This window comes from Pseudoalteromonas nanhaiensis (assembly GCF_051235485.1).
In the GTDB taxonomy this organism is placed as follows: Bacteria; Pseudomonadota; Gammaproteobacteria; order Enterobacterales; family Alteromonadaceae; genus Pseudoalteromonas; species Pseudoalteromonas lipolytica_C.
This window is the reverse complement of the sequence record NZ_JBPNYQ010000001.1, coordinates 413,240-427,392: the sequence shown is the minus strand read 5'-3', so window position 1 is coordinate 427,392 and position 14,153 is coordinate 413,240. Positions and strand designations below refer to the sequence as shown.

Annotated in this window: 10 protein-coding genes; 1 reads left to right on the top strand and 9 read right to left on the bottom strand. The window is 41.7% G+C overall.

Going from position 1 to position 14,153, the window contains the following annotated elements:
* Positions 1 to 55 precede the first annotated feature (55 nt).
* The 9 genes from ACSFVZ_RS01895 to ACSFVZ_RS01855 form a co-directional block, all read right to left on the bottom strand.
* Entirely contained in the window at positions 56 to 1,006 is a 951-nt protein-coding gene (locus tag ACSFVZ_RS01895; RefSeq protein WP_135925993.1) for a porin, read from the bottom strand.
* Between the two features lie 399 nt (positions 1,007 to 1,405).
* Positions 1,406 to 2,470: a class II fructose-bisphosphate aldolase gene (gene fba, locus ACSFVZ_RS01890; RefSeq protein WP_063703260.1), complete on the bottom strand. Its 1,065-nt coding sequence runs from the start codon at positions 2,468 to 2,470 to the stop codon at positions 1,406 to 1,408.
* Positions 2,471 to 2,668: 198 nt separating this feature from the next.
* The gene (locus ACSFVZ_RS01885) at positions 2,669 to 3,844 is read right to left on the bottom strand and encodes a phosphoglycerate kinase (protein WP_199526296.1); all 1,176 of its coding nucleotides are present in this window, start codon (positions 3,842 to 3,844) and stop codon (positions 2,669 to 2,671) included.
* A 42-nt stretch (positions 3,845 to 3,886) separates the two neighbouring features.
* Positions 3,887 to 4,903: an erythrose-4-phosphate dehydrogenase gene (gene epd, locus ACSFVZ_RS01880; RefSeq protein ID WP_235383258.1), complete on the bottom strand. Its 1,017-nt coding sequence runs from the start codon at positions 4,901 to 4,903 to the stop codon at positions 3,887 to 3,889.
* 375 nt (positions 4,904 to 5,278) lie between these two features.
* Entirely contained in the window at positions 5,279 to 5,740 is a 462-nt protein-coding gene (locus ACSFVZ_RS01875; RefSeq protein WP_199526297.1) for a methyltransferase family protein, read from the bottom strand.
* Positions 5,737 to 6,360: a 3'-5' exonuclease gene (locus ACSFVZ_RS01870; protein ID WP_235383257.1), complete on the bottom strand. Its 624-nt coding sequence runs from the start codon at positions 6,358 to 6,360 to the stop codon at positions 5,737 to 5,739. Before ACSFVZ_RS01870 ends, ACSFVZ_RS01875 begins: the two co-directional genes overlap by 4 nt.
* A gap of 8 nt (positions 6,361 to 6,368) precedes the next feature.
* Complete coding sequence (locus ACSFVZ_RS01865; protein ID WP_281546399.1) at positions 6,369 to 8,207, bottom strand: DUF294 nucleotidyltransferase-like domain-containing protein; 1,839 nt, start codon at positions 8,205 to 8,207, stop codon at positions 6,369 to 6,371.
* A 119-nt stretch (positions 8,208 to 8,326) separates the two neighbouring features.
* The gene (locus ACSFVZ_RS01860) at positions 8,327 to 10,051 is read right to left on the bottom strand and encodes a sodium:solute symporter family protein (RefSeq protein ID WP_435557970.1); all 1,725 of its coding nucleotides are present in this window, start codon (positions 10,049 to 10,051) and stop codon (positions 8,327 to 8,329) included.
* A gap of 10 nt (positions 10,052 to 10,061) precedes the next feature.
* Complete coding sequence (locus tag ACSFVZ_RS01855) at positions 10,062 to 10,325, bottom strand: DUF4212 domain-containing protein (protein WP_054551160.1); 264 nt, start codon at positions 10,323 to 10,325, stop codon at positions 10,062 to 10,064.
* A 386-nt stretch (positions 10,326 to 10,711) separates the two neighbouring features.
* Here ACSFVZ_RS01855 and ACSFVZ_RS01850 point away from each other — a divergent pair, with 386 nt between their 5' ends.
* Positions 10,712 to 14,152: a PAS domain-containing hybrid sensor histidine kinase/response regulator gene (locus ACSFVZ_RS01850; protein ID WP_235383254.1), complete on the top strand. Its 3,441-nt coding sequence runs from the start codon at positions 10,712 to 10,714 to the stop codon at positions 14,150 to 14,152.
* Position 14,153: the final 1 nt, after the last annotated feature.

Genomic DNA, 14,153 nt, shown 5'->3' with positions numbered 1-14,153 from the left:
TCAAAAAAATCAGCGTAAAAATAAGCAATTTTAAGGAAAAAACAGCCTTTTCAGGCTAAAAATCATACCTTAAAGTGACTGCTAAATGATCTTCATCAGAATTATTATCTAGTGAAAATTGCGTATACCACATATACATACGTGCTTGTTTTGACAGGCTTCGCTCCACACCGACTGAGGTACCACTGCCTGAATCTTTGAGCTTGCCAAAGTCACCATCAGAGTCTTGATATTGTGCGAGTAATTTATATTTATCAATTTTATAAGAGGCACTGACTAAAAAGCCATCTTCTTTGTTTGAACCCGATACTTTTTCACTTTGTTGATACATACCGCCTAAGGTTAGCTCACCTAATTTACCTTGCGCAGTAAACCGTGTTGTATCGTAACCTGCTACTTTACTGTCGTGGGCAACACTTACAAAATAAGGCGCTTTTTTAAGCTTGCTATCACCATATGTTATCGCTGCAGAAATACCTGTTTCATCATTTTGTTTGGAGTTATCTTCAGCAATATAGGTCACTACAAACTGCATATTACCAACTATTGGTGAGTTATAATGCAGCACATCACCAAGACGGTTTTCACCATTAAACAAAGCCTTAATATCACCATTAAAGTCATTCATTAAATCAACTTTGCCTTGTGCGACCTTCAACGCAGTATCATGACGGCCTATCACAATTTGCCCATAACTGCCTTGTAAACCTACATATTGATTACGTGCGGTAATATTCTCTTCAGTTTTACCATCGCTGTCTTGATCAGCGGCATTAACCGCAAATTCAAATTTATATACGGCTTTTAAACCATCACTTATATCACCACTACCTTTGATCCCCATTCGTGAGTTGTAGCTCTCTATGGAAGTTTCACTGCCATTTCCAGTGTCGCTGTTAGCAATCCCTAAATGAGCCCGTCCATATACATCTACTGCTTCGGCAGCACTATGAAAGGAAATAAAGCACATAGCAAAGCTCGACAACATCATGGCAGGTTTTTTCATGGTAGCGATCCTTAATTTAAGCAGTAACTTAAAAATCGAACATAAAGGGCTTTTGGTCAAGGCAAGGAGAGGATATTTCAAATAAAAATCACGGATCACTGATCTACCAACTAAATCAGATCAGGATCAGGCTTTTACTAAGTTGATCAATCACAGATCAGTTTTTTACTTAGAGAGTACGTTAACTTGTTGATTTAATGTTAGGGCGATCAGCCCATTGTTTAAAAGGTGAACAAAGAAAAGCCCCTGATCAGTCTACAACTAGTAAAATAATGATCCGTGAAAGCCAAGGTTAGTAAAACACTGATCCTGAGGTGCATGAGTAAGTAAACCGATGATCCGTCTTGATCAAGGCAATAAAAAACCGGCAAAAAGCCGGCTTTTTCAACTTATTATCAATTACTTGATTTGTGGATCAAGTTCACCCGATAAGTATTTAAGGTGCATATCATCTAAAGAGATTGGCTTGATCTTAGCCGCTTGACCCGCAGTACCAAAGGCTTCGTAACGAGCAACACAGATCTCAGTCATTGCTTTCGTTGCTTCTGCTAAGTATTTACGTGGATCGAAGTTAGCTGGGTTTAAAGCTAAGTGACGACGAATAGCACCTGTTGATGCTAAACGAAGATCGGTATCGATATTTACTTTACGAACACCATACTTAATACCTTCGATGATCTGCTCTACTGGCACACCATAAGTCTCAGGGATTTCACCACCGTATTGATTGATCACTTCTAACCACTCTTGTGGCACTGAAGACGAACCATGCATTACTAAGTGAGTGTTAGGAATACGGGCATGGATCTCTTTGATGCGATCAATCGCTAAGATATCGTCTGTTGGTGGACGAGTGAATTTGTACGCACCATGTGATGTACCACAAGCGATAGCCAGTGCATCCACTTTCGTTTTACGGACGAAGTCAGCCGCTTCTTCTGGATCTGTTAGCATTTGATCCGTAGACAGTTTACCTTCTGCACCAACGCCATCTTCTTCACCTGCTTCACCTGTTTCAAGTGAACCTAAAACACCTAACTCGCCTTCAACAGACACACCACAAGCATGCGCCATTTCAACTGTTTGACGTGTTACATCAACATTATATTCGTAGCTTGAAGGGGTTTTACCATCAGACATTAATGAGCCATCCATCATTACTGATGAAAAGCCTAATTGGATTGAACGCTGACATACACCCGGTGATGTACCGTGGTCTTGATGCATTACAACTGGGATATGTGGCCATTCTTCAACGGCAGCTAAAATCATATGACGAATAAAAGGGGCACCGGCATAGGCGCGAGCGCCTGCAGAACCTTGTACAATTACTGGGCTGTTTGTTTTGTCAGCCGCTTCCATAATTGCACGCATTTGCTCTTGGTTATTAACGTTAAACGCAGGTACGCCATAACCATTTTCAGCTGCATGATCAAGAAGTTGTCGCATACTGATTAAAGCCATTTGGTATTCTCCAAATTGTATCGACAGTAGTTACCTACCATCTAGTTTGAACGGATATAAGTTATTTTTTGATGCATCACTGCATCGCGAGAAGCTGTCGCCTACCGTAATAGCTGTAAATAAAATGAGGGTGAGAGGTATTTTATAAACAGCTAAACCAGCGTAATTACTTAACAACTACGCTAGCTTTCGCACTAATTACTTAGCACGTTCTTCAAGCATAGCAACTGCTGGTAGTTTTTTCCCTTCTAAAAATTCAAGGAAAGCACCGCCACCGGTTGAAATGTAAGAAACTTTATCGGCAATGCCGTATTTATCAATCGCTGCAAGCGTATCACCGCCACCAGCAATCGAGAATGCATTTGAGTTAGCAATCGCATCTGCAATAGCACGTGTGCCGTTACCGAATTGATCAAATTCAAATACACCTACTGGACCATTCCATACAACGGTACCCGCATTAGCAATAATTTTTGCTAATTGGTTTGCTGTATCAGGGCCAATATCAAAAATCATGTCTTCATCTGTTACTTCAGTCACATCTTTTAGTGTCGCTACTGCAGATTCAGAGAATTCATTACCTACAACAACATCTGTTGGTACAGGAATTTCGCCATTATTCGCTTTTGCAGCTGCACTTAATTTGTTTGCTTCATCGATTAAATCAGCTTCAAATAAAGATTTACCTACTGGGTGCCCTGCTGCCGCGATGAAGGTATTAGCAATACCACCACCCGTTACAAGTTGATCAACCACTTTAGATAGCGAATCAAGTACAGTTAACTTAGTCGATACTTTAGAGCCACCAACGATAGCCACTAAAGGACGAGCGGGGTTATCAAGCGCTTTACCTAGTGCGTCTAGCTCGGCCGCAAGAAGTGGACCTGCACATGCAACATCAGCAAATAAGCCCACACCGTGAGTCGATGCTTGTGCACGGTGAGCCGTACCAAATGCATCCATTACGTAAACATCACATAATGCAGCTAATTTTTTAGACAGTGTTTCGTCATTTTTCTTTTCGCCAACGTTAAAACGCACGTTTTCAAAAACAACCACTTCGTTGTCTGCTACGTCAACACCATCAAGGTAATCTTTTTCAAGACGAACAGTTTGCTCAAGAGCATTATTTAAATAATCAACAACAGGGGCGAGTGAAAACGCTTCATCATATTCCCCTTCCGTAGGGCGGCCAAGGTGTGACATCACCATTACTTTAGCGCCTTTTTCTAACGCTAATTTAATAGTTGGTAATGCTGCACGAATACGTGCATCAGAGGTCACTTTACCTTCTTTTACAGGCACATTTAAATCTTCACGAATTAACACGCGTTTGCCGTTTAAATCTAAATCTGCCATTTTAATGACCGACATGGACTTCTCCTTAGTTAACGATACTAATATTATATTTATACATTATTGGCTTACAGCCATCATCGCACGCGCAGTGTCGAGCATACGATTAGCAAAGCCCCACTCATTATCGCACCACACTAACAACTTTATCAGTCGTTTATGACTAACACGTGTCTGAGTGCCATCTATGATACAAGAATGTGGGTCATGATTAAAATCTACCGATACCAATGGCTCTTCTGTGTAGCTTAAAATACCTTCAAGACGGTCTTTTGCTGCTAACTTAAGTGCTTGATTGACAGTCGCTAAATTCACATCGGTATTCACTGTTACACTTAAATCCATCGCCGTCACATTGATAGTTGGTACCCTAACAGCAATGGCCTCAAAGCGACTATGAAACTTAGGCAAAATGCGCTCAATACCACGCGCAAGCTTTGTATCTACCGGAATAATAGACTGGCTTGCGGCGCGAGTACGACGCAAATCATGATGATACGCATCAATCACTTGTTGATCATGCATCGAGGCATGAATCGTCGTAATGGCCCCAGATTCAATTGAAAATGCGTCATCTAACACTTTAATCACTGGCACAATACAGTTTGTGGTACATGAACCATTTGAAACAATCGTATGTTCTGCTTTTAGCTCATCATCGTTAATACCATACACAATTGTGGCATCAACATCAGCATCTGCTGGCTGTGAAAACAATACTTTTTTTGCGCCCGCAGCTAAGTGTAGCTCTGCATGTTCACGTGAGTGATACACCCCAGTACATTCAAGAACCACATCAATATCTAGTGTTTGCCAAGGCAGTTCTGCAGGGTTTTCTTCTGCAAATAAGGCTATAGAGTCGTTAGCAACCGTTAAAGTATCTTCGCCAAGATTAACAGGGAATGAAAAGCGGCCATGAGATGTATCGTATTTAAGGAGATGGGCAATGCCCTTTGGGTCGGCTAATTCGTTAATAGCGACAATTTTGAGTTGATCTTCAAGCCCAGATTCATACAGGGCACGGACGATATTGCGCCCGATTCGACCAAAACCATTAATTGCAAGTTTGATTGCCATGAAGAAGAAAATCCACTCTATTTGCTTGCAGATAAAGGCAGCTGCCTTTTAGATGGCGGTATTGTAATCGACCTTACACATTTTTATAAGAGGGCAAGGTAAATAAAACTACTTTAACAACCCTAGATGGCTCAATTTTGGTAATCGACCTGAAGAGTTTTTATAAGAGGTCTGCAAAAATAAAAATTGCTTAGTATGTTTTAGATGGCGCAGTTTTGGTAATCGACCTTTGAAGTTTTTATAAGAGGGCAAGGTAAATAAAACTACTTTAACAACCCTAGATGGCACAATTTTGGTAATCGACCTGAAAAGTTTTTATAAGAGGGCAAGGTAAATAAATCTGCGTTAGCAACCTCTGTCTCTTTCTTTAATCCTTTATAGCCAGCGACGAACAGATTTTTTGTATTGCTGGTATGCTAATCCAAACTTCTCTGCCATAAACGTTTCTTCTGGCATAATTTGAAATCGATTCATATAAAGAATAAATATCGGCAGCATAATAAAACTCGCAATATTACCAAGATAGATTCCCCAACCAACTAGCATTAATAACATACCTACATACATTGGGTTACGGCTAAATTGATAAACACCACTGGTAACAAGACTTGCTGACTGTTCTGGAATTCGAGGGTCAACGGTCGTGCCTTGCTTGCGAAATTGATAAACACCTAATAAAGCAAACACCACACCTGAAAATGCAATGAGTAGTGCTACAAAAGATGCTGCAAAAAACGAGAAGCTAAAACTCGTAAACAACTCTGCTGTGCCCCACATCATCAACGCAATGATCAAAACCAGCGCAACTGGGGGCACTTTTAATTCTAACTGATTCACACAAGCTCTCCTACTTTCAATGCCTTACCACGACTAATTTGATGACACTGTGCTAAGAATAACTCGGCCGTTGCCATCGCATCAGTAAGGGCATGGTGCGAGCTGTAATGCGGTAAGTTGTAGCGCTTGCGACATTCGCTTAGTGTTAAATCATCGTGGCCAATTTCGTGGCCTTGCTGGTGCAGGCGTTTTTTTTCAATAACGAAGGTATCAAGAATTAAACGCGCCTTTGCATCTAAACCAAGCGTTCTGCACGCCTGTTTTAAGAACCCCCAATCTAGTGCCGCGTTATGAAACACTAGAATGCACTCACCAAAATGCTGATGCAGCTTGCCAAGAATGGTTTCGAGGCTCTCACCTGCAGCGATATCATGTTTAGCGATACCGTGATAAATCGGGCTTTGCTCTAAGCTTTGCACGTCTTTATTTATTAAGTGCTGCGCACCACTGAATTTGATGCACTGATCTTCTATCATTACCCACGCCACCGAAACAATTTCGTGCTGGCGAGGGTCAAGGCCCGTTAACTCCATGTCTATCACTACATAGCGCTCTTTATAGGCATCAGCTGCCAAAAGTTGCTTTCGCGCTAAATACCGACTTAACCAGCGTTTAACCATACCCTCTCCTATAAACTACCGCGAGCAAACTTAAATGCGGCGGCTTGCTGCGCCTGCTTAACCAAATAAAATGCTTCTTTTAATTGATGTCGCTCCAATGAATTCAACGCATTTGGGTTAATGCAGTTGCTAGGCAGCCCCTCTTCGTTAATTTGCGTGCCTAAACGCAGTTGAGTTAAAAAGCGCCAACAGTCTTTTAAGTTATATAGGTCATCTTTATTGAGTAGCGAAAATTTCATTAACGCGTCTATGCGCTCTTGGGTATTAGCGCGCTGAATACCCGCTTTGAGGGAATATAAACGCACTATGTCGTTAATGATCACCACACCGCGTTTTTTTAAGTCGAGGTATTTATGCTGTTTATCGTCTTTTTCTAATTTGAACTGATTGAACAAACCAATGGGCACTGGGGTATTTTTAATGTCGCTCGCCATAGCCGCATAGAATAAGTCATTCTTAGAAATGCGTTTTAGCTGCTCACAAAAGCGTGCATATAAGGTAGTGGAACCTTCTATAAAACGTAAGTCAAAAAATATCTTACAATTGAGCATCGCCTCTGGTGTCGGTGAGGTGATCCACTTATGAAACTTTTCAGTCCAAGCGTTAATGCCCATTCGACATTCTGCATTGCTCGCCATGATATTGCCAGGACAACGTTTTATGCCGCACTCAATTAAATGCTCACAGACATATTCGCCCATACGCTTAAAGTAATCTTGTTGTTCGTCCGTTAAATCATCAGGTAGTAACAAGCCATTATCTTGGTCTGAATGCAATGTTTGCTCTTCCCTTGCTTGTGAACCAAAACAAATAAAACTAAAGCTGGTTGGTGCCGCGCCATTATCTTCTTGGAACAAACGGATTAACCGCGAAGTCAGTGCATCGGTTAAGCCACTTAATAATTTACCAATCAAGGAGATGTCATCAATATTGTTTGAAAAGCCTTTTAACAAGCCGGGTATCTCTTGCGAATAACGCTTTAAATCTACCACGCTATGCGCTTTATAAATTCGTCCAATCAATTGCACTGGATCGCTTTTTTGCTGACGCAGCAAATCTGTGCTGGTGAGCATACCAAGCGGTTTGTGATGTTCATCAAGCACAGGTAAATGGTGGATGTTGTGCTTAAGCATTAAGTGCAATGCCGAAAACACGCGATTGTTTTCAAAAATAAACTTGGGCTTACAGGTCATGATGCTACTTACTGACTCTTGAGGGTCAACCTCATCGGCCAATACGCGATTGCGTAAGTCTCTGTCGGTCACGACCCCAACGAGGCGATCATGCTCAGTTAGCATAATCGACGAAACACCATGCTGTTTCATTTTTTTAGCGGTTTGACGAATACTTGCCTCTGGCGCCAAAGTGACCGCTTTGCGATTCATCAATTCGCAAATTTTTTTCTCCGACCAACTGTCGTTTTGACTTTTATAATGAGACGACAATAAACGGTTTTTATGGGCGCGAACAAAGTATTGCTCAAACACCTTGTACTCTCGGCGTAAGTAATCAAATGCCGCTTGGTTTAGCATGTAAACAATGCCTTCCTTTTGCACTGAAATGCTATTTTGAATCGCTTCGCCAGTTAACAGTGACGGAAAACCAAAGTAATCGCCACCTGATAATTTAGTGATCACATCGCCTTTTGGGTCGACTAAGTCGTAGTCGCCAGAGCGAATTAAAAATAACCGTAAATTATCAGAGCTTAACCACTGATTTTGATTCTCTCGGGTCAGATAAATAATATCGAGATGATTAACAAAATACTCGCATGCAGCGCTATCTAGCTGATTAAACGGCGTTTGTTGCATCACAAATTGGGCGACTTCCTGTTGCTCGGTATTCATGGTCATTCTCGCAATAAAATAGAGACAATATCTACACTACCCCTGTTTTAAATAAATAAAAAGCCCGACTTAAGTCGGGCTTTTGATCTTCAAGAGTGTGTTCTCATAAAATGGTTTTATTAGTGCGCGTGTGCTGCGCTAGAACCTTTAGGGTTACGGATACCTTCAACCATTTCTTGGATTTCAACTGGTGTTTCAGCTGTTAGTTTAAGTACGATAGCTGCAACTACAAAGTTAACAATCATACCAACTAGACCGATACCTTCAGGTGAGATACCAAATAACCAGTGTGCCGGTGTATTCAATTCAGGGCTTACGAACTTGAAGTAAATAATATAAGCCGCTGTGAATGTAATACCTGTCACCATACCCGCAATCGCACCTTCTTTATTCATCTTCTTAGAGAAGATACCCATAATGATGGCTGGGAAGAAGCTCGCCGCTGCTAAGCCGAAGGCAAAGGCAACAACCGAGGCCACGAATCCAGGCGGGTTAATACCAAAGTAAGCTGAAATCACAATCGCTATCATCGCTGCTAAGCGCGCAGCAAGTAGCTCTTGTTTATCACTAATATCTGGTTTTAAGGTACGTTTTAATAAATCGTGCGAAACCGAGGTCGAGATTACCAATAGTAAGCCTGCTGTAGTTGATAGCGCTGCTGCGATACCCCCTGCTGCAACCAATGCTACAACCCATGCTGGTAAGTCTGCAATCTCAGGGTTAGCAAGTACCATGATGTCGCGGTCAACTTTAACTTCGTTAGCGCTGTTTGGATCATCAATCTTACCTGCTGAGTAGAACATTTTGCCGTCACCACTTTTATCGTTAAAGGTGATTAGGCCTGTTCTTTCCCAGTTTTTAACCCATGCTGGTGCTTCTGCATACTCTGTACCGCTACCGTCTTTACCGTTAATTGTATCAATCATGTTTACACGAGCGAATGACGCTACAGCAGGTGCTGTTGTATAAACGATTGCAATGAAAACAAGTGTCCATGCAGCTGAGATACGCGTGTCTTTAACACGAGGAACAGTGAAGAAACGAACGATTACGTGCGGTAAACCTGCAGTACCAACCATTAACGCACCTGTGATTGCGAATACATCAATCATGCTCTTCGAGCCTTCGGTGTATTGCGCAAAGCCAAGTTCAGTACTGAGCCCATCTAGTTTATCAAGCACAAACTGTCCTGAGCCATCGCTAAGCGTTGCACCAAAACCGGTTTGTGGGAAGAAGTGACCTGTCATCATCATTGAAATGAAGATTGCTGGAACAAGGTAAGCAAATACAAGTACACAGTACTGAGCTACTTGCGTGTAAGTAATCCCCTTCATACCGCCAAGTACAGCGTAGAAGAATACAATCACCATACCAATGTAAACACCGGTCTCAATATCCACTTCTAAGAAGCGAGAGAAAACCACACCTACACCACGCATTTGACCTGCGATGTATGTGAAACAGATAAAGATCGCACATAAAATCGCAACAACGCGTGCAGTTTGTGAGTAATAACGGTCGCCGATAAAATCTGGTACTGTGAACTTACCAAATTTACGCAAGTAAGGTGCTAAACATAACGCAAGTAGTACATAACCACCTGTCCAACCCATTAGATATACACCACCGTCATAACCCGCAAACGAGATAATACCCGCCATTGAGATAAACGATGCCGCACTCATCCAGTCAGCAGCGGTTGCCATACCATTTGCCAGCGGCGGTACACCACCACCTGCAACATAGAATTCATTTGTTGACCCCGCGCGGGCCCAGATTGCGATGCCGATATAAAGCGCAAAGCTTAAACCGACGATAATAAACGTGAGTGTTTGAACATCCATTGCTTAGCTCCTATTCGTCTACGCCGTATTTTTTATCTAACGTATTCATTTTGAAAACGTAAACAAAAATCAAAGCTACAAAGGTGTAAATAGCGCCTTGCTGGGAGAACCAGAAGCCGAGTTTAAACCCAAAGAAACGTATCTCATTGAGTACGTCTACTAGTAAAATGCCAAAACCAAATGAAACGACAAACCAAATTGCTAATAATTTAAATAGCAGTGCGAGGTTTTCCGCCCAATAAGCTTTTGCTTGTTCTTCATCTTTAAAAGCCATTTTTATCCCCTTATGCATTACAAAAAAGTAATGAGTGGTATTAGTTGTCATTAACTAAGTTAGCAAGGGTTCTGATTTATGGAATTGAGACCATAGTCGTAACAGTCAGTTTACGTTTACGTAAACTGTAAAACATCATTTGTTAATGAATGGTAAAAAACAATAATTAACAACAACTTAACCTATAAAGATAAATTTGCGAAATAGCGAAAATAGTAAAAACGAATGATCTGCGACATTAGTCTAATAACCGTGCGTAAAACATAACTTTCCATTTATTATCAACAACTTACTTTTTATTAATTTTTATTGCAAAAAATCTAGCCATCGAAATCGCGCATAATTCTGGTAAGGTAGTGTTATTACAATAATTACTGAATTTAAACATGACAGCTGCGCTTTTATTTGTTGCACTCGCCTATATTGGCGTGTTGTTTTGGTTGGCAAATTGGGGGGACAAAACCACTCCTCTTGCAAAAAGAATTAGTCACCATCCATTTGTTTATTCTTTTTCATTAGGCATTTACTGTACGTCTTGGACTTACTACGGTTCAGTCGGAACAGCCGCTACTAACAGTTGGAATTACTTACCGATTTTAATTGGTCCTGCGTTGCTATTTTTCTTTGGCCAAGGTTTTTTGCGCAAATTAGTTTTGGTAAGTAAAAAGCAAAATATCACCACGATTGCCGACTTTATTTCAGCGCGCTACGGTAAACGACAAACTACCGCCATTATGGTGACAATTATCGCTTTATTAGCGACGATTCCTTACATTGCTCTGCAATTAAAAGCTCTCAGTAGTAGTTTCTTATTACTACAAAACGATAGCCGTATTTCAGGCTCTATGTTGGCGTTATCTGCAACCTTAATCATGGCAATGTTTGCGATATTCTTTGGTACCCGCAAAGTGGATGTTACCGAATATCGCTCTGGACTGATGCTCGCTGTCGCTTTTGAATCTATGGTGAAGTTATTAGCTTTAGTCGCTGTGGCAGGACTTGCACTATACACTTTGTTTAACCTCAGTGAGGTACAAGCAGAGCAATTAACAGGTTCAGTTTGGCAGCATTGGCATAATTTTGACTTTTTTAGCTTCAACTTTATCGGCCAATCAATGATGGCGGCAGCAGCGATTATCTGTTTACCAAGGCAGTTCCATGTCACCGTGGTTGATAACCAAGATAAACGCCATCTTTTTACTGCTCGTTGGGCGTTTCCGTTGTATTTACTGCTAACTGCGGCAATGATTTTCCCTATTGCAACTGCCGCTATTCACCCTGGTATTGGCAGTGGATTTTCGCCCGACAGCTTTGTATTAGCCCTACCACTGATCCATGAAAATGCCTTCTTAACAACTTTTGTATTTATTGGTGGTCTATCAGCAGCCACGGCAATGATTGTAGTGGCTACACTCACCCTCAGCACCATGATCTCAAATGATGTGGTACTACCGTTAATGCTACGCCGTAAGTTTAAACGTAACCTCATTACCAGCAGCTATAAATCACAAATTTTATTAGTGAGGCGCTTCACCATTGCCGGTATTTTGATTTTGTCGTATTTCTACCAGCAATGGTTTGGTCATGGTAAAGCACTGGCAAGTATGGGGTTAGTGGCCTTTTCTTTGGTGTCGCAATTACTCCCAGCCATTGTTGGCGGCTTATACTGGCGAAAAGGCCACGCTTATGGCGTTTATGCCGGATTATTAGCAGGCTTCATTTGTTGGGTATTATTCTTAATGTTACCTATTTTAGATGCGGGTAATAGCCTAAATACGGAGCTGCAACAAACACTTATTACGCGTGGCACCCTAATCGCCTTGTTTGCCAATATTGGCTGTTATATTAGTTTTTCGCTCGGTGCAGATGAGCGTTTAATTGATAAGATTCAGGCAGCAGCCTTTGTTAACCCTAAAGAGCAAGCTGTATTCGCCAGACGCTTAAATAAAAACGTTAAAGCCACCGTTTACGACTTTAAAGTGCTGCTACAAACCTTTTTAGGCGTTCAACGCTCGCAACAAGTGCTGGCTCACTTTGCGTTGTCACATAACTTAGATGACAACAACGCACATCCAGACCCTGAGTTTATCGCTTATTGTGAGCGAGCCTTAACCGGTGTGCTAGGCGCATCTTCAGCACAAGCGCTGATCCACACGGTTGCCTCTGGTAAACGCATGGCATTTGAAGAAGTGGTTAACTTTTTTGATGAAACCACACAAGCACTGCAATTTAATCAAAATTTACTTTTCACATCCCTTGAGAACCTCAGTCATGGTATTTCGGTTGTTGATAAAGAACTAAATTTGGTTGCTTGGAATAAACGCTATGCCGAAATGTTTAACTACCCTGATGAGTTTCTGGAGGTTGGCCAACCTATTGAAGAAGTGATCCGCTATAACGCAGAGCGCGGTGAATGTGGTCCGGGTGAGGTTGAACGTCATGTAGAAAAGCGTGTACAGCATCTTAAAAACGGCACACCTCATCACTTTATTCGCCACCGCCGAAATGGCCAAGTATTTGAAATGATAGGTAACCCATTACCTGATGGCGGCTTTGTGACAAGCTTCTCTGATATTACTGTGCATATCGAAACGCAAAACGCCCTCGAAGAAGTTAACATGGATCTTGAAAACCGCATCGAAGCGCGTACCCAAGAAATACGCACCATAAATAGAGATTTACAAGCGCAAATCGATAGCCGAGTACAAACTGAGCAAGCACTTACTTTAGCCAAAAAAGAGGCAGAACAAGCTAATGACAGTAAAACGCGATTTTTAGCCTTGGCTAGCCACGATATTTTACAACCGCTGAATGCGGCGCGCCTATACCTTGCAGCTATTGATGATAAAACCCTTTCGAGCAACAACTTAAATAACTTTGAAAAGCTGGGTGCAAGCTTAGATTCAACGGTGCATTTGATGTCGGCGCTGTTAGAAATTGCCAAGCTCGAGCAAGGGGCAATGACCCCAACGCCACGTCATTTTAGTATTGATGACATACTTGCACCGCTAAAAAATGAATACGCCATTATGTCGAGTGAAAAAGGCTTAAAGCTTACAGTGCGTTCAAAAGGGACAATCGTACACAGCGATATCACCTATTTGCGACGAATTATTCAAAACTTGGTGTCAAATGCGGTTAAGTACACCGAAAGCGGCCGAGTTTTAATTGCGTGTCGCAAACGCAAACACCATTTACGTATTGAAGTTTGGGACACAGGCCCGGGTATAAGTGAAGTGGAGCAAGCAAAAATATTTAATGACTTCTACCGTATTGAAGCGGGCGATAACAAAGGAGTCGGACTTGGTTTAGGGGTAGTAAAACGGATGGTCGACTTGCTTTCGCTACGTATGGATGTCACTTCAACGCCCGGCAAAGGTAGCCGCTTTAGTATTGAAGTACCATATGGTGAAAGCCAATTTATTCAGCAAAAAGACACGCCTAAAAAAGGCGTTGAAAATCGCAGTGCAATGAACATTATTGCGGTTGATGATGATCCGGAGAATTTAAATGCTATGGCAAGTCTGTTGCAAAAATGGCAAGCCAATTATCAGCTCTTTGATCAAGTAGAAACTGTCATGGCCTATGCTAAAGACCACGGCGCACCCGATGTGATCTTAATGGATTATCAGCTTGGCCATGATTGCGATGGTATTACGCTAATTAAAACGTTAAGGGAAATTTGGCAAAGCCCAGTACCGGCAATTTTAATCACAGCAGTACGTGATGAAGCGCTAAAACAACAAACCAAAGCTGAGCAAATTCATTACCTTAGCAAACCCGTTAAGCCAGCTAAACTCAAAGCCCTGCTTAACCATAGCACTTAAC

Excerpts from the sequence above, each read along its gene's own strand:
- ACSFVZ_RS01855 (WP_054551160.1), bottom strand. The coding sequence starts at position 10,325 with ATGGCTTTTAAAGATGAAGAACAAGCAAAAGCTTATTGGGCGGAAAAC.
- ACSFVZ_RS01895 (WP_135925993.1), bottom strand. The coding sequence starts at position 1,006 with ATGAAAAAACCTGCCATGATGTTGTCGAGCTTTGCTATGTGCTTTATT.
- fba (WP_063703260.1), bottom strand. The coding sequence starts at position 2,470 with ATGGCTTTAATCAGTATGCGACAACTTCTTGATCATGCAGCTGAAAAT.
- ACSFVZ_RS01885 (WP_199526296.1), bottom strand. The coding sequence starts at position 3,844 with ATGTCGGTCATTAAAATGGCAGATTTAGATTTAAACGGCAAACGCGTG.
- epd (WP_235383258.1), bottom strand. The coding sequence starts at position 4,903 with ATGGCAATCAAACTTGCAATTAATGGTTTTGGTCGAATCGGGCGCAAT.
- ACSFVZ_RS01865 (WP_281546399.1), bottom strand. The coding sequence starts at position 8,207 with ATGAATACCGAGCAACAGGAAGTCGCCCAATTTGTGATGCAACAAACG.
- ACSFVZ_RS01860 (WP_435557970.1), bottom strand. The coding sequence starts at position 10,051 with ATGGATGTTCAAACACTCACGTTTATTATCGTCGGTTTAAGCTTTGCG.
- ACSFVZ_RS01850 (WP_235383254.1), top strand. The coding sequence starts at position 10,712 with ATGACAGCTGCGCTTTTATTTGTTGCACTCGCCTATATTGGCGTGTTG.
- ACSFVZ_RS01870 (WP_235383257.1), bottom strand. The coding sequence starts at position 6,360 with ATGGTTAAACGCTGGTTAAGTCGGTATTTAGCGCGAAAGCAACTTTTG.